We start from the raw sequence: 17,685 nt of genomic DNA on the forward strand, positions 1-17,685 counted from the left end.
GGAAACTGGGCGTGACCCGCCGGTCGCCGCCCTGTGCAGGGCGACGCCGACGAGCCCGTTCAGTACGAGATTAAGCTGCCTGGTGTTCGGCCTTCGGAGCCTCGATCCGGTCATTGGCGGGACTACCGCCGCCGATCTCGATCTTGCGCGGCTTCATCGCCTCGGGGACGACACGCTTGAGCTCGATCGAGAGCAAGCCGTTCTCGAAGCGGGCATCGCCCACCTCGATAAAGTCGGCCAGCTGGAAGCGACGCTCGAAGGTGCGGGTCGCGATGCCGCGATGCAGATACTGGCGCTGGTCGTCCTGGTCGGCCTTGTTGCCTGAGACGGTCAGCTGGTTCTGCTGGGCGACGATCTCGATCTCGTTCGGCGCGAAGCCAGCGACCGCAAGAGTGATGCGATAGCTGTCCTCGTTCTCGCGCACGATGTCAAAGGGCGGATAGCCATCCGCTGGCCCGTCGGCGCGCGTGCCCGTTTCGAGCAGGTCGAAGAGCCGGTCGAAGCCGACGGTTGAACGCCGGAACGGCGTGAAGTCGAAGTTGGTCCTCATATCCAAATCCTCCAAAAGAAGCGATCTGGGCACGAGGAGCGCCGGCAAGGTCGGGAGCCAGCGCCCTCTATGTCCCGCCGGACCCGAACACGGCGCCCGGCACGAAATGAGCTAGGAAACGGAAAATCGGCCTTCAAGATTTTCGACAAAAAATTTTCGCCGAGGCGGGATGTCGTCCGACAGCTCACTGGAGGGTGATGATCCCCTCGACCGCGTGGAATTCTGCGGGCCGGATCAATCGGTCGTGGGCAACTCTCACCCAATGGAGTGCCGCCCCGATCTCGCGACCCCAATAGCCCAGGAAGTCGAACAGCACCGGAAAGTCGGGCGCCAGATCATGTTTCCTGCCAGACGAACAGCTGGAGGAGCGAGGGCGCATCGGGCCGATAAAAATCGATCCCGGCGGTGGTGAGCCCCTAGCCCTCCAGCTGCGCGATAAAAGCCCGGTCACTCATTGCAGCGATGCGCTGTTAGCCGGTGGCTCGTCGAGCGCCCGTATCGCTGCGAAGACGTCGTCGACAGGAACTGCGCGCTTCGCGCCAACTGGCTTACGCAGGGCCGGTTGATCTTTTACCGCAGACTGATCGGATGCCCAAGACGCCAGGATTGCGCGCTTGACCTCCGGCTCCAGGCTCGGATGTTGCACAACGTCAAAGGGATGGAGATAGTGGGAAAAAGGTTCGGACATGGCGATACCTCCTGTCTGAATGCCGCTCCTTTCTCGGCCGACGAAACGCCGGCAACCGGAAGATTTTGGTTGAAGCTTTCGTCTGGTCAAGAGGGTAGGGCGCGTTGCCAACGCAAAAAATTCCTCTTGGCACTCCCACATCTCAAGTGCTAAAATGCTCTGCGCGGGTGCCCGGAGGCGGTTGTCCGTTCCCCTGTGGCCCGCCCGCGACTGCCGTCGCGCGAGCGCCGGCAGATCCTATCATCGCTGAAGCAACAGGAGGTTTGTGCTCATGCATTTCCGTCCCCTTCACGATCGCGTGCTCGTGCGCCGTGTCGAGGCCGAGGAGAAGACTGCCGGCGGGATCATCATCCCCGACACCGTCAAGGAGAAGCCCCAGGAAGGCGAGGTGGTCGCGGTCGGCGTCGGTGTGCGAGACAAGGACGGCCAGCTCGTCGAGCTCGCGGTCAAGGCCGGCGACCGGGTGCTGTTCGGCAAATGGTCGGGCAGCGAGGTCCGGGTCGATGGCGAGGATCTGCTCATCATTAAGGAGAGCGACATCCTCGGCGTTATCGACACTATCGTGCCCCTGAAGCAGGCGGCCTGACCGCTCCGCTTTGCTTCGCATTCTCAACCACAATCGTCGAAAGGACAGGAGACAGATACCATGGCTGCCAAGGACGTGAAGTTTGCGTCGGACGCGCGTGATCGCATGCTGCGCGGCGTGGATGTGCTGGCCAATGCCGTGAAGGTGACGCTGGGGCCCAAGGGCCGCAATGTCGTGATCGACAAGAGCTATGGCGCGCCGCGCATCACCAAGGACGGCGTGACGGTCGCCAAGGAGATCGAACTCGCCGACAAGTTCGAGAATATGGGCGCGCAGATGCTGCGCGAGGTCGCGAACAAGCAGAATGACAAGGCCGGTGACGGCACGACGACGGCGACCGTGCTCGCCCAGGCGATCGTGCGCGAGGGCGCCAAGGCGGTCGCGGCCGGCATGAACCCGATGGACCTGAAGCGCGGGATCGACCTTGCCGTCGGCGCCGTCGTCAAGGACCTCGAGAGCCACGCGCGCAAGGTCTCGGCAAACAGCGAGATCGCGCAGGTCGCGACCATCTCGGCCAATGGCGACGAGGAGGTCGGCCGCATCCTGGCGGAGGCGATGGACAAGGTCGGCAACGAGGGCGTGATCACTGTCGAGGAGGCCAAGAGCCTCGCGACCGAGCTCGAGACGGTCGAGGGCATGCAGTTCGACCGCGGCTATCTGTCGCCTTATTTCATTACCAATGCCGAGAAGCTCAAGGTCGAGCTCGACGATCCGTACATTCTGATCCACGAGAAGAAGCTTTCCAACCTGCAGGCGCTCGTGCCGCTGCTCGAGAAAGTTGTGCAGTCGGGCCGTCCGCTGCTGATCATCGCCGAGGATGTCGAAGGCGAGGCGCTCGCTACACTCGTCGTCAACAAGCTGCGCGGCGGTCTCAAGGTTGCGGCGGTCAAGGCGCCGGGCTTCGGCGATCGCCGCAAGGCGATGCTCGAGGACATCGCCATCCTGACCGGTGGCAATGTCGTCTCCGAGGAGCTCGGCACCAAGCTCGAGAACGTTACCGTCAATATGCTCGGCCGCGCCAAGAAGGTGACGATCGACAAGGACAACACCACCATCATCGACGGCGTTGGCACGAAGGCGGACATCGATGCCCGTGTCGCCCAAATCCGCCAGCAGATCGACACCACGACCAGCGACTATGATCGCGAGAAGCTGCAGGAGCGGCTCGCCAAGCTCGCCGGCGGCGTCGCGGTGATCCGGGTCGGCGGCGCGACCGAGGTCGAGGTCAAGGAGAAGAAGGACCGGGTCGACGACGCGCTCCATGCCACCCGCGCCGCGGTCGAGGAAGGCGTTCTCGCCGGCGGCGGCATCCCGCTGCTGCGCGCGATCAAGGCGCTCGACGGCATCAAGGCCGCCAATGACGACCAGCAGTCGGGCATCGATATCGTCCGCCGGGCGCTGCGCGCACCCGCGCGCCAGATCGCCGAGAATGCCGGCGAGGACGGCGCCTACATCGTTGGTAAGCTGCTCGAGAGCCAGGACTATAACTGGGGCTTCAACGCGGCGACCGGCGAGTATCAGGATCTCGTCAAGGCGGGGGTTATCGATCCGGCCAAGGTCGTGCGTACGGCTCTCCAGGATGCGGCCTCGGTCGCGGCGCTGCTGATCACCACGGAAGCGCTCGTGGCCGAACTGCCGAAAGACGAGAAGCCTGCGGCAGCGATGCAGGCGTTGGACTATTGATCCTTGGACCGGGGCGTATGTCCCGGTCCGTATCCATCGACCTATAAAAATGTCGGAGAGATGCAATGCAGCACGAAGAGCGGCAATATCTCGAGACGAGGCTCAAAGATGAGGAGTTAAGGGCCGCTCAAGCGGTCAGCCCGGAAGCAAGCAACATCCATGCACAGTTGGCTGAACTGTATCGGCGACGCCTCGCTCCTGAAACTGCAAGAGGAACATGGGCAAAAGGGTGCGCGCGTTGATTGCCTTCCAGCGATAGAATCTCGGGTCGAGGCGGCCTCCATGGACGACGGCGCTGTGCGTGTAGCCCCTGGCGAAGAGGGCCTTGAGCGTCGAATGCCGCGCCCGCGCCGCACCGCTCGACTCCGTGCCCGACAAGCCCGGTATCACGACATCCGTGAAGACAAGATCGACATCGAACTCGCGTTGCTGATCGTTCGCGGATCAGGCGTGCCGCTCTCAGGCCAATAGGCTCCGATCATGGCACGAGCTGTCTCCACGGAGACCGGCACATCACCATGCTTTTTACGAAAGTGGAGCGGTATGCCGCCGGCGGAACGCGCGTCGGCGTAGATGGGAGCGGGTCCGCCATTCAACATCACCCAGCTTCACACGCATTCGGACGACCGAAATCCTTGACCTTCCCAAAGGGGTGGCGAATGCGTCTTCCGCGACGTTGGACAATGATCACCTTCGCATCGCACGAATGTGGTACCATAGGCGCCTGTGTGAAAGCGGTCACGCGCACGGTGCCGATCTCGTCCGGCGTGAGCGCGCGCTACCATCAGGCCGCGGAAAACAGGGCCGGCCACTTGCCTGGCTTGGAGCCGGTCGAACCCTCGATCACCATGCCTGGTTGATCTTCCCGGTCCGCGCATAACATCACCTTCTGCCTGCGGAAGGCTGCCCGAAACCGCCCCTTGCTCCCCTTCGCCTTGCGGCACCGGGTCAATAGCGCGACAACAGTCGATCGACGCTGTGCTGGACAGTCTCGTGCTTGCCCTTGTAGCGATCCGGCTCTTTCTTGCAGTCCGCCTCCAGCGCCGTCCGGATCTCGCATATCTGTGTGTCGGTGAGATGCTCGATGCCGATGAACGTGCCACGAGCGTCTTCGACCGCGCGGATCAGCTCATCGAGCTTCGCCTGCATCGCGGCACCATCACGGTTCTGGCTGTTTTGAATGAGGAACACCATAAGGAATGTAATGATCGTCGTCGCGGTGTTGACGATGAGCTGCCATGTATCGGAATAGTGGAAAATAGGCCCGGTAATGCCCCAGATGATAATCGCCAAGAGTGCGATTACAAACGCGAGAGGCTGACCGGCAAAGAGAGCAATGCTCCCCGCTAGCCTGGTAAATATACGGTCCATCAATTCCCCTCCTCAAGACTCAAGAACCGACCCTGCACTTCCCGAACGTTTTGCCGGCGAAATGGATGCGGCGTATGCAGCAGCGCGTCATCATCCGGGAACCGTCGCTTTGCATCGACGTTTGCGGCTCATTCTGTCGGCAAATCTGGTCCTCGGAAGGTCCGATATGGACATCGCACATCTCGACCGCTTCGTGCGACGCCTGCAGTCAAGAGCTGAACTGCAGGAGCAGACATGTCACGCGCTCCAACGGCTCAAGTTCTCACTCCTCGGACTCCGTCGCGGAGTGACGATCGGAAGCCGCCTGCATCCCAATCACCTTATGGTCGTCGCAGATGGTGTCGCCGCACGCTTTAAAACGACGGGGACAGGCGCCCGGCAAATCGTTTCTTTCTATGTCCCGGGAGATCCACTCAATCTCCAGGATCGCTTTGTCGATGACGCCGAGGATCAGATCGAGGGGGTTGGTGTCGCCAGCCTCGTGCTCGTCCCGTGGCCATCAATCGATCGTCTCTGCGCCACGAATCCAGAGCTGAGAGCCGCATTGTGGCGTAGCGCATCAACGGAAATGTCGATCCTCCGGGAGTGGTTGACGACCGTGGGCCGGCGCGAGGCGGAAAAAAGGTTAGGTCATCTGTTGTGCGAGCTTATCGTCAGACTGAAGGCGGTCGGGTTGAGCGACGGTACACGGATGGCGTGGCCCTTCCGGCAGGAGCATTTGGCAGATGCGGCAGGAATGACCGCGGTGCACGTCAATCGCATGCTTCGTCGCTTGCGGGAGAGAGGCTTCGCAACCGTGAGGAGCGGGATTGCCGAGATTGGGGATTGGGATCGTCTTCGAGAGTTTGCCGAGTTCGATGACGTCTATCTCGGGCTGTCCACGTTCCGTCCGACTGCCACCATAGCTGTTTGAGGTTCAGTCCGGCTGCAAGGCCGCGGCGCATCCTGCTGCCAACCTTTTGGCGATATCGCCCTAGAGGCCGCCAACTCGCTTCCGAAAAGCGTTATACGAAGCGGCTTCCCGACCAGCATGTCTCGTCAGGCAATCGTCGCAACTGGTTGGGCTTCGCGATACCGCCTTGCTTCATCACGAAACATCGAATGGGCCGGTTCAACCGAGCATAAATTCCATATATCTGGTACGCCAACGAGGCTAAAGCTTATCACGCATGGCGACAGACGATCAGAGGCGAAACGCGACGCCTTGGGGATGGGGCCACTCGCCACGAGAACGTCCCATGCCCAGGTTGGGCGGATATAAGAATAAACGAATGAAGAACATCGAGGGTGGCGGTTTGGTTGTGCCAATGCGGAACCAGCCGGCTCGAACCGCATTTCCACCGCATTTATGGAGGCGGTGGTGATTGAGCTGGAAACCCTCATTGATCGCGCTCTTGCGCCAAAGCCGATACCCAACGGCAAATATTCTGAGCGAGCCGATTCATTGGCCAAAGGCGACTTCGAAGACCTCGCGGATCGCGAACTAGACAGGCCCTCGGTTCGACAGGCTATCTATCGCCGATCAATTGGAAGAGCGGGCTGAGATGGACAATCCCGGCCGGACCCTATCAAGCATTGTCAGGCGCGTAGCGATTCGGGCTAGCCAGCTCACGGGTGTCGACGTCTCCAAGATTCAAGGCGATTTGCAACCGAACCATTTGCCGGAAGGCGGATGGCTGGTCCATTTAACCGGGTCTTCGCTGCAGGTCCGAGCTGCGGTCGAGCAAGCGATCTCGGAGATTGAGGCATAGGTCGCCGCTGCCGGTTTTGGGTGATCAGAGTGGTTCAGATCGAGCGCTCAGCCTTTGTCGCCTGCTCGTCCGCCGCACCTCGCGAGGCGCCCCCGGTCTTTACCTGATCGCCGCCCTTAACCGCCCTCGCGCCTTTCGAAGGATTGCCATGTTGAGGGATGTCGTCCAGATCCTTCTGCCCGACTTCGTCCTCAACCTTGCCCTGATTTATCGAGAGCGCGCTATCGCCATTCTCCGCCATAGCGGAGGAATAAGCGCCGGTGTCGTCGATGCTGTCGTCGTAGATCAAAGCGATCTCCTGTTCATGGATGGGCCGACCGAGACGAGCAGCCCGGCATATATAGTCCGATCACTACGGCTGCGCCGGGTCGCTCGTCTCCGTGTCACTGACCAATGTTTCGTCGGGACGTCCATCATCCATATGGTCTGAGAGGCTTTTGGGCGGCCGTCCTGATACCGAGTCCGTGATGTTCGCCTGAGCATCCTTTGCAACCTCCTGGCCGCGATTGCTTCCTTCTTTCGGCGGGCTGTTCGAGTGCTTCGATGGATCCTGTTCCATGCCGGCTTGACGCGAAGGATCGTCAACACTCCCGTCACGCTTTTGCTCGCTTCCGTCGTTCATCTCCGCCTCCACATGTACGAGAGAGATGGAAACGCTCCGCGAAGACAATCTCCTACCAACTTGCGGCAGATTAGGACGAATTCGTGTGAGCAGAGGATTGCGCCGTCAAGTGATGCGGTTGCCGCATTGCCAGCCGGGACAGCCTCGGCGCCGGAACCCGAAGACGCACATCGTCCCGAGTTGCTGATGCGGGGGTTGGCGCGCGGCTTACCTTCGTCGCCGCGCACGCACGTGCCGGACAAACGCTGGCGATCGGCTGGTCGGCGCTCGTTCACAGCAAGGTTACGCTGGTGGCTTGTAGGGTACGCAACCCGGCCGGCGAGCGCGCGCAAAACCTGATCGCAGCAAGCCTCTCGCCCGAGACGGCGATGCTGTCGTCGCCGATGCGTGGTTGCGGGGAGAGTGTGTGATGCCTGGCCGGCTCCCCGCGCTTGTCGACGCCGAGGGCATCGCGGTTCCGCTCTCTACGAAGTCTTGTCGATGTCGAACATGCGAGGCGCCGTTATCCACGACGCCTCGCGCGATTTCGCGGCGCTAGTTCTTTGTCCCCCCCGAGGCCGCATCGCCGACCTTGTCAGCCGCATGGGAGACGCTCGTCGCCGCGCCAGCAATTGCATGATCCTTGCTCGTCTGAGCCTGCTGCATGTTAAAGAGGTAGATACCACCGATAATCACGGCGATAAGCAGAACCACCGCGATGATCGCAGTCCCGCCGCTTCCACGACGCTCGATGACGGTTGTTCGATCGGTTCCACGTGCATCTGGCATTTTGTCCTCCTCTCGAAATCCGCAATGCCGAGAAAACGGCACGTGCTCGATGTCGTTCCGCATCGCTCCTGGGTTCCGCCACACCGATCGATTAAGCGCTTCACGCCTGGCCCGACCTTTGACCACGTCATCGAACGCTGCAACGCTTAACTTGCATCAATTTGCGTTCGTTTTCAGCTAGTTGAGGGATCAACCTTAGCGGTCCGTTAAGCGCGATTGGTGCGAAATTCTCCACGACTCACGCGCAAAGCGGTCGCGAGGGAATCTTTTGGGGAATATGAGATGGTCTGGCGCTCGGGACGCGTACGGCGTGTCTGCTCGGTCCTGGCAGGCGCCGCGGCGGTTATGACGACCACAGGTGCGCTTAAAGCTCAAAACACCGTGCGCCCCATGTACGGCAACATCGCCCCCTTCTATGGCCATATCGATCCCTTCTGGGGGAACATCACGCCGTTCTACGGGAACATCGCCCCCTTCTACGGGAACATCACGCCCTTTTGGGGTAACATCGCACCTTTCTGGGGCAATATCACGCCCTTTACCCAGCCGACCGACGCTGCGACGCTCGCGCTGTACGGCACCAAGAACGATCCGTTCTGGGGTACAGGACCGCTCAATCCCTATACGAGCGCCAGCAAGTATGGGATCGCATATAGCCAGGTCGGCGCTTTCTGGAAGACCGAGGCGAGCAACTGGCAGACCGTGCAGACCGCGTGGGGCCGTGCGAGCACGCAGAGTGATTATCAGGCGCTCGCGACCCTGATCCAAGCCAGCATCATCAATCCTGCCGGCACATTCTGGGGCGGCGCGATCAAGAAGTCCGCCGGGCCAAGCGCGACGGCGAACACGTACCTATCGAAGCTCATCGTCCAGGCCGGCATTACCTTCAACGCCGACGGGACCATCAATGCATCGAGCCTTGCGGGTGTCAGCGAGACGCAGCGAGCGGTGCTGTTTCTGGGCCTGTACGATTCTTTGATGACGTTGACCGGCACGGGGCACGTCGACTGGTGGATGGGAGCAACCGGGTGGAGCCCGGCGCTCGCCGCGACCGAGGGAACGACGCCGACTGGAGGTGTTCCTCCGACCATCGGCATGCTCGATTTCGCGATCTCCGCCGACAACAAGCATCTCTCGAAGCAAATCACCCAATATGGCTCGACCGTCTTCAACGATGGTCATGGAGCCGCGGTCGGCAGCCTGATCATGGGATCGGTCGACGGGTCGGGCGTGATGGGCGTGATGCCGGCGGGTTCAGTGAACGTGATCGTCTACGATCCCTACGATTCGACCGGGACCACGAACTGGACCGACGTGGGGACCGGGGTCGCGGCCCTGAACGCCGCGATCTTCAAGGGCAAGACGGTACCGGTCGGCGTCCTCAACGCGTCGCTCGGCGTACCCGGCTGGACTCTCAATCCAGGCTGGAACAGCGCGCTCACGACCGCGGGTGCGCATGGCCATGACCTCGTCATCGCCGCAGGCAATGACGGTGTCACCCAGACGCAGAACGTCGCGTGGAACTTCGCCACTAATCCGACGATCATCCTCGTCGGCTCGGTCGGCGTCGACGGCACGATTTCCAACTTCTCCAATCGTCCCGGTGAAGCCTGCCTCATCCCGGTGGGCGGATCGAGCGCCTGTACGGAAGCGAATAAGCTCAAATACCGCTTCATCGTTGCCCCAGGCGAGCTCATCCTCGTCTCAGACGGGAAGGGCGGCTTCGTGCGCCAGTCGGGCACTTCGCTCGCGGCGCCGCTCGTGTCGGGGGCGATCGCTCTCCTCCAGAACCGCTGGCCGTGGCTGTCGAAATATCCTGACGAGACCGCCCAGATCATCCTGCAGTCGGCGACCAAGCTCGGCACCAACCCGGGAGCGGACGCGGTCTATGGAGCGGGCGAGCTTAATATTGCGGCTTCCCAATCGCCGCTCAATTGGCGTAGCCTCGCTTATTACCCGGTCGTCAACGGCAAAGCCAGCCTCGTACCTCAATCCTTCTTCGTCGCGACGATGGGGATCCGTGTCGGCAACCAAGCCGTCTGGAACGCGAACAACGTCTCCTACTCACTGATCGAGACGATTGGTAATACCCATCGCGATTTCCAGATCCCGCTTTCCTCGAAACTTGTCGGCACGATGGCGAAAAGCGAAGCCGGCGGCCAATATTATCAAAGTTATCTGACCTCTGCACTGCTGGCTCAGGCGGGCAAGTTCAGCCAGCTTGCGGGCTCGGCGCCGAGCACCGCTGTCTTCGGCTTCGGCAATAGCGGCGCGCCGTCGGCCGCGTTCGGCGGCCTGGTCATGCGGACCGTCATTGAACGGCGCTCGTTCACGCCGGGCTTCCGGGCGGACGGAAACCTCTACACCTCCGACAATATGATCGGCGGCGAGAATTTCGCGCTGCGCTTCGGCACCGGGCAGGGCGCGGCCGCGCTTGATGCACAAAGCGGCTTCGGCTTCCGCAGCGACTATGAAGTCGGGCAGGGCGGCGCGAGCCCCTATCTCGGTCTCGCGTCGGGCGGCGCGTATCTGAACGCGAGTTATCTGCTGGCGCCGGGGGTGAGTGTCAGCATCGGAAGCACCAGCCGTGACGATCGCCGCGACCTCGCCTCTCTCGGGCTCGCCATTGGACCCGAGACCGCCGGGCTTCGCCGCTATCGGGCCAGGGCCGAGCAGATCGGAATGGGTTATGCGGTCAGTCCGCGCCTTTCGCTTCACGCGGCGGCCACAATCCTTCATGAAGATGCGGCCGCGCTCGGCATCCAGTCGCTCGACCCCGCCAACCTCAAGGGCGGTTCGACCACGACCGGCATGACTATCGGCGTCGATTTCAGCGTAACCAAGACCCTGCTCCTTTCGGCGTCCGGCACAGCCGGCACCACTAGGCTCGCCGGCGGCACGATCAGCACGCGCTCGCTGGGCTTGCTCAGCACCGCTGGTGAGATCGCGCTCACCAAGGCGCGTCTCTTTGGGCGAAGCGATCGGATCCGGTTCGCCGTATCGAAGCCGCTTCAGGTCGATGCTGGTCGGCTACATTTCGCATCCGTAGGCGTGGTGGACCGCGATACCGGCGACCTTGGCCTGATCGACCAGAGCTTCAATCCTACGTCCGGGCGTTTGCCGGTTGCGGGCGAGATCATGTACGGTCACAGCTTGGCTGGCGGCAAGGCTGCCGTTTCGCTCTTTGGCCGTGCCCAGATCCATGACGCGCTGAACGACGGTGGCACGAGCTACGCCAGCGGCGCGCAGGTGCAATGGGCATTCTGACGCGGTCGGACTCTATGACAGAAGGCGGGGCCAGGCATGCCGCTGCTGGAACGGGTGCGAGCCGCCCGCCACAAGATTTTCGAGCCCGCTTCCGCCGAGATCAACGGTGAGACCCTACGCGTCCATTTGATCAACGTGTCGCGCGATGGGGCGCTACTCCATCTCGGCGAGAGAGTGAGCAGCGGCGACCGAATGATCGTGCGCGTCCGCGACACGGACATGCCCGCGCTGATCATGTGGGTCAAACCGCCGCGTTGCGGCGTCCGCTTCGATCGGCCAGTTCCATCCTATCTGTTGCAGACTCTCCTGTCGGGGCGCTCGCTGCAGATATAGTCGCTTGTTCAAGATCTTATTCGGCTCAAGCGTCGCGTCGGTTAACCCGATTTTCAACTCGATCGCCGATCCTCGGTTCATGCTGGACGACATCCCCACGCGACTTTGGCGCCATTTGACGGCCATCCGCCGGTGGTTGCCGGACGCGACGGGGATTGCGCACCGCTTAAAAGAAGACAGGATGGCGCCGTCGCAGACGGGCTATTTCGATATGCTTCGGCGCGAAAGCGCATATGCACGTTCGCCGCGCGAAGAGACCCGGCTTTTCATGGCGGTCGGCGAGATCGAGCGATTCAATCTTTTGCGCGAGACCCTGGGCTTTGAGTTGGCCGATCGCGTCGTCTCGACCATCTGCGAACGTCTCGTGGCGGCCATAGGCGACTGCGAAATCGGCCGTGCCGATCGCACGACCATCGAGTTTGCGTTCCGGGCGAGGTCTCTGGCCGATGCGCGTGCGCGCCTGATCGCGGCGACGGCAGCCGTCGCGACGCCGATCACATGCGATGGCGTTCTGTTCGAACTCCATTTCCTCATTGGCGCAACGGATACCGGAAGGGGACCGATCTCGCTCGCGGCAGTGAAGCGGGCCGAGGCGGCTTTGGAAGAGGCGCGACGCCGACATGTCCGGCTGTTCATTTCGGAAGCCGATGCTCCCGACGGCAACGCCGACCGGCTGGCGCTCGTGCGCGACCTCCAGACGGCGGTTACAAGGGGCGAACTCGCGCTGGTCTATCAGCCTAAACTCCGCAACCGGAGCTGGACGATCGATGCGGTGGAAGCGCTGCTTCGCTGGCGTCATCCGATGAGAGGAGACGTTCCTCCCGACATCTTCATTCCGCTTGCCGAAGAGACCGGATGCATCCGCAGCCTGACCGAGTGGGTTGTCGAGCGTGCCATTGCCGATCGCGCTTGTCTTGCTGAGCAAGGCTGCCCCCTCACGGTCGACATCAACCTGTCGGGGTTGCTGGTGGACGACCTCGATTTCGTGGCGTGGCTCCTGGCTCGCCTGGCCGACGTGAAGGGCGGCATCGGCTTCGAGATCACCGAGACAGCAACGATTGCCGATCAGGAACGAGCGGAAGCCAACCTTTCCGCTTTGGCTGCGGCTGGCGCGCGCATCGCGATCGACGATTACGGTGCCGCCTTCTCATCGCTGGCCTATCTCCAGCGGTTGCCGCTTAAGGAACTGAAGATCGACAAGAGCTTCATCTCGTCGCTCGCCAGCAATCAGCGCGACCCGTTGCTGGTGCGCTCGACCATCGACCTGGCGCACGCGATGGAACTGGAGGTGACCGCAGAAGGCGTCGATACGCCCGAGGCAATGGCCTTACTGCGCGTAATGGGATGCGACCTGCTCCAGGGCTACCTCATTTCCAAGCCACTCGGCGTCGATGCGCTGCGGGAGTTCGTGCTGGGCGGCGGACAGCAGCAAGCCCTCGACCAGCTACCGGGCGTTGGTCGTGCCTTGCGAGAACGGGCCACCGCAAATTTGAAGGACAGGATCGCATCATGACACCGAAGCGAGCGTCTCTGGCCATGGAGTCCGTGCGCAGAAGCGTCATGCTTGGCGTGGGCCTCACCGCGCTTGCGGTCGCGCCGGCGAGCGCGTGGGCGGCTACCGGCAGCGATCAGGCAACCCAGGCATTCGACGCCGCCGTGGCGGCCGCAAAGGCCGCCATGATGGCCGACCCCGCCTCGGCCATGAAGCCCGTACTGCTCGCCGAGCAGCTGGCGAAGCGGCTCCCGGACGCTAAGGCGGTCGCCACCGGCACGGCTACGGCCGAGTGGCTCCACGGCGAGGCGCTGAGCCGCGTCAACCAACCCGGCCAGGCCCTGCCTTTGCTGGAGCAGGCGCTCAAGGGGGCGGCTGCGGCCGAGCCCCGCTCGAAGCTCGTTGCCGACGTCACGCTCGCGCGCGGAACGGCCGAGACCGCGATCGGTGATGTCCGCGCCTCCCTGGCTGATTTCCAAAGAGCCTACGAGCTCTACGTGGCTTTGGGCGACGGTCGTGGGCAGGCGAAAGCGCTGCTCAGCATGGGCGGGATCTATTCGGATGCAGGCGACAATCAGCAGAGCCTGCGATATTATTCCCAGGTTCCCGACGTATATCGCGGCGATCCGGCGATCGAACTGGCCGCCCACAACAATCTCGGAGAAACCCTGAAAAAGCTCGGCCGCTATCGCGATGCCGAGAAGGAGTATCGCAAGGCGCTGGTCGCAGCATCGTCGCTTGGTAGTGCGATGCTGCAGGCGCGGATTCTGACGAACCTCGCCTCAGCCCAGCTTCTGGACGGCGGGATCGATGGTGCGAAGATCAGTATCGATCGCGCTTTGGCTGTCGCGAGCGCAGGCGATGCGGCGGGTTGGCGTCCGTTCATCTGGGGCGTCAAGGCACAGATCGCTGCGAAGGAGGGCAACTATCAGCGCGCTTCCGCCTATCTCGACCGTACCTTCGCGGGCATCAATATCGCGACAACGACAACATCGTTTCGCGATTTTCACGAGACCGCCTACCACGTCTATCAGCATCTCGGTCGCTACGAGCTGTCTTTGAACCATCTTGAAGCGTTCAAAAGGCTGGATGACGAGATCCAGAAGCTGACCGCATCGAGCAGTGCTGCGTTGGTCACGGCCCGCTTCGACTTCGCCAATCAGGATCTTCGCATTGCCCGCCTGAAGGCGGAGAAGGGCCGGCAAGAAGCCCGGCTCCAGCAATCGAAGGCGCGCTTTTGGACGATCCTGTTCAGCACGATCATGTCGGCCGCTGCGATCGTTTTGGGCCTATTGCTGGCCGGTTTCGTCTCGCTATCGCGGAGCCGGAACCGCGTACGCGCGGCGAACGCAGAACTGAGCCACGCAAACCACTCGCTGCAGGACGCGCTGCGCGCCAAGACCGAATTCCTGGCGACGACCAGCCATGAGATCCGCACACCGCTGAACGGCATCTTGGGGATGACCCAGGTTCTGCTCGCGGACCAGAAGATCGATCGATCACTTCGCGACAAAATCGAAGTCGTCCATGGCGCCGGCGAAACCATGCGGGCACTGGTCGACGACATCCTGGACGTCGCCAAGATCGAAACGGGCAACCTTGTTCTTCAGAAGGCGGACTTCGACCTCGGGCAGCTTCTGCGAGAGGCCGAACGCCTTTGGCGAGGCGAAGCCGAAGCGAAGAAACTGACCTTGGAGCTTGATATCGATGCGGCGCCGGCCTGGGTCAACGAAGACGAGGATCGCCTCCGACAAATCGTCTTCAACCTCATGTCGAATGCGCTCAAGTTCACGCACGAGGGTGGGGTTTGCCTGCGTGCGCGGACCGTCACGGTTGATGAGGTCGATCAGCTCGTCATCGAGGTCGCCGATACCGGCATCGGCATCGCCGCGGACAAAAGCGAGTTGATCTTCGAGAGCTTCCGCCAGATCGATGGTGGCACCAGCCGCCAATATGGCGGCACCGGGCTTGGCCTGGCAATCTGCCGAAACCTCTCCCGCGCGATGGGCGGCGACGTGACCGTGGCCAGCGAGCTTGGCCGGGGAAGCTGCTTCACGATCAGTCTCCCACTTGCCGCTGCGGTCGATCGATCAGTTGTCGTCCGCGCCGAGAGCCCGGCGGCGACCAGTCTCGCCATGGCGAAGGTCGTGCTCGTCGAGGCGAACCCTTTAACCCAGCGCATCATCTCAAACGTGCTGGCGCCCGCCTGCGAGCAGGTCGTCGCGGTCGCGTCCCCCGCAGAGAGCTGCGCGGCCATGGTCCGTCAGCCATGCGATCACATCCTGGTCGAGGCGGGTAGCTGTGGCGCGGATCCCGCCGACGCGATCTCCGCGCTTCGCTCGATCATCGCCGCCGCGCGCGGCTGCAATGCGCGTGTCTCGATTCTTCACGGTCCGGCAGCGCCAATTGCCGAGACCGATTTGCTTTCGCTCGGCCCTGATCAGTTGCTGGCTAAGCCGATCGGCGCGCCCGACCTGCTCGCCGAGCTTGGCAAACTCTATAGCGAACGGCCTCTCGTAGTGCGGTCGGCTGCGGACAAAGCGGCCTGACGGGCATGCGCAACATAATTTTTACCTTGGTCAGCTAGATAGTATCCTGATGAGCAACGCGGCTATGCAGATCCTGTTCGTGGAAGACGACGCGATGAATCGCCGCGTCGTGCGCGACATGCTGACGATCGTCGGCGCCGAGATGACGGAGGCACATGATGCCCGAATGGGTCTCGATATGCTAAGCGCTCGCCAGTTCGATATCGTGCTAATGGACCTGCGGATGCCCGGCATGGATGGACTTTCCGCCATCCGTGCCATTCGCGAGCGGAGCGATGCTAAAGCCAAGGTTCCCGTTATTGTTGTGACTGCCGACACGGCCGTCGGTCTGCGCGAGACTTGTCTCGATCACGGCGCCGATGACGTACTATCGAAGCCGGTTGCGATGAACGCCTTGTTTGACTCCATCGGTCGAATGATCAGCGAACGTGGCGATGCCGTCCTTATCTAATGGGTCGAATGCAACTATCGAAACCGTTTGAGAACTTTGTCCGAGTTTCGATCCGCGACAATGGGCGTGTTTAGCGGCATAGATCTCATCGTTTCAGCTGCGGACCGGGCGCGGCGTCAAGCTCTCGTTTCGGCACCCGCTTCCCACAGAGCCTTGTCTGGCGAGCGCGGATCATCCTTTCGACGGATGACGGGCTGGGCTCGTTGCGATCTTGGCGGAGATGGGCAAGTCGAGGACCAGCGTGTGGCGCTGGCATTCAATTTCCCTTGGCTAGGCCCAACGGCTGCTCGACTAGCGTGATCTCGCCCGGCTCGTTTCAACATGATGAAACTGTGAAGTGCCCAGTGCCTGAGGGCCGCGATCGACGGAAAGTGCGTCGCCAACGGCTCGCTGACAAACATTGGGCCGGTTCATCGGGCGCAGGACCAAATGTCGGCCGTTCTGGAAGCGCCGGGTTTTCAATCATTCGTCAACCAACATGCCGTAGCGAACGATGGCATCCTTCGAAACGTGCGTGTGCGCCATGACCGAGACTGATTCTCTTCCGAACAGCGAACAACCCCGTCCGGAGAACCAGCGTATCGCGACGCGGGAGAGTATTTTCCTCGGTGCAGATATCATGTTCGAGGGCGAGGCGATTCAAGGCCGCATCCGCAACATATCCTCGACAGGGGCGTATCTTGAAGCTGACGCAGCCTTTGGTGCGGGCGACCGGATCACGATCTCCTTTCGCGGCTTCGCTGATGTCGGGGCGACAGTGACACGTGTGGCCTGCCGAGGGGTTGGGCTGCGCTTCGATGACAGGATTGATCCTGCGAGATGCAAGCGACTCGGTTCGAGTCCAGGCGCGCCGCAATTTGAGTTGGTACGCTATGCTCCGGCGCCAATTTTTATAAAGCGCCCGCCGCGCCAGAAGCAATTCGGTCGGCGTCGCTAATCTTATCGCTGTCGAGCTACTGGCAAAAGAGAATCAGTCAGCGCAATCCGGCGAATTTTGTAACGTGAAACGAGCGGCCAGACCACCAACATAAGATAGACAATGATTGATCGCGGCGTTCGACTCAGGCCTAGGATTGAGTGGTCGAGCGCGCCGGATGCGGTCAGACGATCATCTTCGTCGGGCTGGATAGCGTGGACGACCACCGGTCGCCGTCTCACAGAATGGTGGCGCCGACCAGCCGGATCGAGAAGAAGGCGGGCCGTCTAGTGCTCGGCATTCGGTACCTCGATCGGGTCGTTGGCGGGACCCGCAGCCTCTTTTCTACATCAGCCGTTCGGCGAGGAATGTGACGGGCGTCAAGCGCGCGCCATTGGGTCCATTGACCGTCTGTCCGGGTCGAGGTGGTCGACCATATCCTTTCGAACACCATTCTTCTCGACGAGCTGATCCGCGGCGCTCGAACTACGGGCCGCCATTCTGTCGCATCGGCTGGCAGGAGTTCAAGCCGAAGCCCGGCCACCGCCTCGGAATTTAAGCGCTTTTTTTTGATCGCTAGACCGAGGATCGTTTTTCGGCCCTCGTATGGCAGAATTTCGCTGGAACGACGAAACATCGAGAGGATTGAGCCGCCTGC

At 61.7% G+C, this 17,685-nt stretch carries 16 protein-coding genes and 1 pseudogene; 10 read left to right on the forward strand and 7 right to left on the reverse strand.

Going from position 1 to position 17,685, the window contains the following annotated elements; genetic code table 11:
* Window positions 1-70 precede the first annotated feature (70 nt).
* The 3 genes and pseudogenes from HZF05_RS10275 to HZF05_RS10285 form a co-directional block, all read right to left on the reverse strand.
* Entirely contained in the window at window positions 71-550 is a 480-nt protein-coding gene (locus HZF05_RS10275; RefSeq protein ID WP_160365962.1) for an Hsp20 family protein, read from the reverse strand.
* Between the two features lie 184 nt (window positions 551-734).
* A pseudogene (locus tag HZF05_RS10280) lies at window positions 735-948 on the reverse strand (protein usg).
* 53 nt (window positions 949-1,001) lie between these two features.
* Entirely contained in the window at window positions 1,002-1,238 is a 237-nt protein-coding gene (locus HZF05_RS10285; protein ID WP_160365963.1) for a hypothetical protein, read from the reverse strand.
* A 271-nt stretch (window positions 1,239-1,509) separates the two neighbouring features.
* Between HZF05_RS10285 and groES the strand changes: the two genes are divergently transcribed.
* The 3 genes from groES (at window position 1,510) to HZF05_RS10300 (ending at window position 3,978) form a co-directional block, all read left to right on the forward strand.
* Window positions 1,510-1,824 carry a co-chaperone GroES gene (gene groES, locus HZF05_RS10290; RefSeq protein WP_160365964.1) on the forward strand — a complete coding sequence of 105 codons (315 nt, stop codon included), beginning with the start codon at window positions 1,510-1,512 and terminating at the stop codon, window positions 1,822-1,824.
* 60 nt (window positions 1,825-1,884) lie between these two features.
* Window positions 1,885-3,507: a chaperonin GroEL gene (gene groL, locus HZF05_RS10295; RefSeq protein ID WP_160365965.1), complete on the forward strand. Its 1,623-nt coding sequence runs from the start codon at window positions 1,885-1,887 to the stop codon at window positions 3,505-3,507.
* A 159-nt stretch (window positions 3,508-3,666) separates the two neighbouring features.
* Complete coding sequence (locus HZF05_RS10300) at window positions 3,667-3,978, forward strand: hypothetical protein (RefSeq protein WP_181638840.1); 312 nt, start codon at window positions 3,667-3,669, stop codon at window positions 3,976-3,978.
* A gap of 477 nt (window positions 3,979-4,455) precedes the next feature.
* Here HZF05_RS10300 and HZF05_RS10305 read toward each other — a convergent pair whose 3' ends face one another.
* Complete coding sequence (locus tag HZF05_RS10305) at window positions 4,456-4,878, reverse strand: low affinity iron permease family protein (protein ID WP_160365968.1); 423 nt, start codon at window positions 4,876-4,878, stop codon at window positions 4,456-4,458.
* Between the two features lie 166 nt (window positions 4,879-5,044).
* On the opposite strand from HZF05_RS10305, the gene HZF05_RS10310 reads away from it, so the two are divergent.
* Window positions 5,045-5,791 (forward strand): Crp/Fnr family transcriptional regulator, encoded by a 747-nt coding sequence (locus tag HZF05_RS10310; RefSeq protein WP_160365969.1) that lies wholly within the window; start codon window positions 5,045-5,047, stop codon window positions 5,789-5,791.
* Window positions 5,792-6,663: 872 nt separating this feature from the next.
* On the opposite strand, the gene HZF05_RS10315 is transcribed toward HZF05_RS10310, so the two are convergent.
* From HZF05_RS10315 to HZF05_RS10325, 3 genes are all read right to left on the reverse strand, one after another.
* Window positions 6,664-6,918 (reverse strand): hypothetical protein, encoded by a 255-nt coding sequence (locus HZF05_RS10315; RefSeq protein WP_160365970.1) that lies wholly within the window; start codon window positions 6,916-6,918, stop codon window positions 6,664-6,666.
* Between the two features lie 63 nt (window positions 6,919-6,981).
* Window positions 6,982-7,251, reverse strand: a complete 270-nt coding sequence (locus tag HZF05_RS10320) for a hypothetical protein (protein WP_160365971.1) — start codon at window positions 7,249-7,251, stop codon at window positions 6,982-6,984.
* Window positions 7,252-7,785: 534 nt separating this feature from the next.
* Window positions 7,786-8,082, reverse strand: coding sequence for a hypothetical protein (locus HZF05_RS10325; protein WP_343046870.1), 297 nt, complete (start codon window positions 8,080-8,082; stop codon window positions 7,786-7,788).
* Window positions 8,083-8,364: 282 nt separating this feature from the next.
* On the opposite strand from HZF05_RS10325, the gene HZF05_RS10330 reads away from it, so the two are divergent.
* From HZF05_RS10330 to HZF05_RS10355, 6 genes are all read left to right on the forward strand, one after another.
* Window positions 8,365-11,286, forward strand: coding sequence for a S8 family serine peptidase (locus HZF05_RS10330; RefSeq protein ID WP_160365972.1), 2,922 nt, complete (start codon window positions 8,365-8,367; stop codon window positions 11,284-11,286).
* Window positions 11,287-11,322: 36 nt separating this feature from the next.
* Complete coding sequence (locus HZF05_RS10335; RefSeq protein WP_160365973.1) at window positions 11,323-11,619, forward strand: PilZ domain-containing protein; 297 nt, start codon at window positions 11,323-11,325, stop codon at window positions 11,617-11,619.
* Window positions 11,620-11,623: 4 nt separating this feature from the next.
* Complete coding sequence (locus HZF05_RS10340; protein ID WP_160365974.1) at window positions 11,624-13,132, forward strand: GGDEF domain-containing phosphodiesterase; 1,509 nt, start codon at window positions 11,624-11,626, stop codon at window positions 13,130-13,132.
* A gap of 23 nt (window positions 13,133-13,155) precedes the next feature.
* Window positions 13,156-15,660, forward strand: a complete 2,505-nt coding sequence (locus HZF05_RS10345) for an ATP-binding protein (protein ID WP_181638841.1) — start codon at window positions 13,156-13,158, stop codon at window positions 15,658-15,660.
* 64 nt (window positions 15,661-15,724) lie between these two features.
* The gene (locus HZF05_RS10350) at window positions 15,725-16,111 is read left to right on the forward strand and encodes a response regulator (protein WP_160366165.1); all 387 of its coding nucleotides are present in this window, start codon (window positions 15,725-15,727) and stop codon (window positions 16,109-16,111) included.
* A gap of 523 nt (window positions 16,112-16,634) precedes the next feature.
* Window positions 16,635-17,048: a PilZ domain-containing protein gene (locus HZF05_RS10355; RefSeq protein ID WP_160365976.1), complete on the forward strand. Its 414-nt coding sequence runs from the start codon at window positions 16,635-16,637 to the stop codon at window positions 17,046-17,048.
* Window positions 17,049-17,685 lie beyond the last annotated feature (637 nt).

Source organism: Sphingomonas chungangi (genome assembly GCF_013778325.1).
Classification (GTDB): domain Bacteria; phylum Pseudomonadota; class Alphaproteobacteria; order Sphingomonadales; family Sphingomonadaceae; genus Solisphingomonas; species Solisphingomonas chungangi.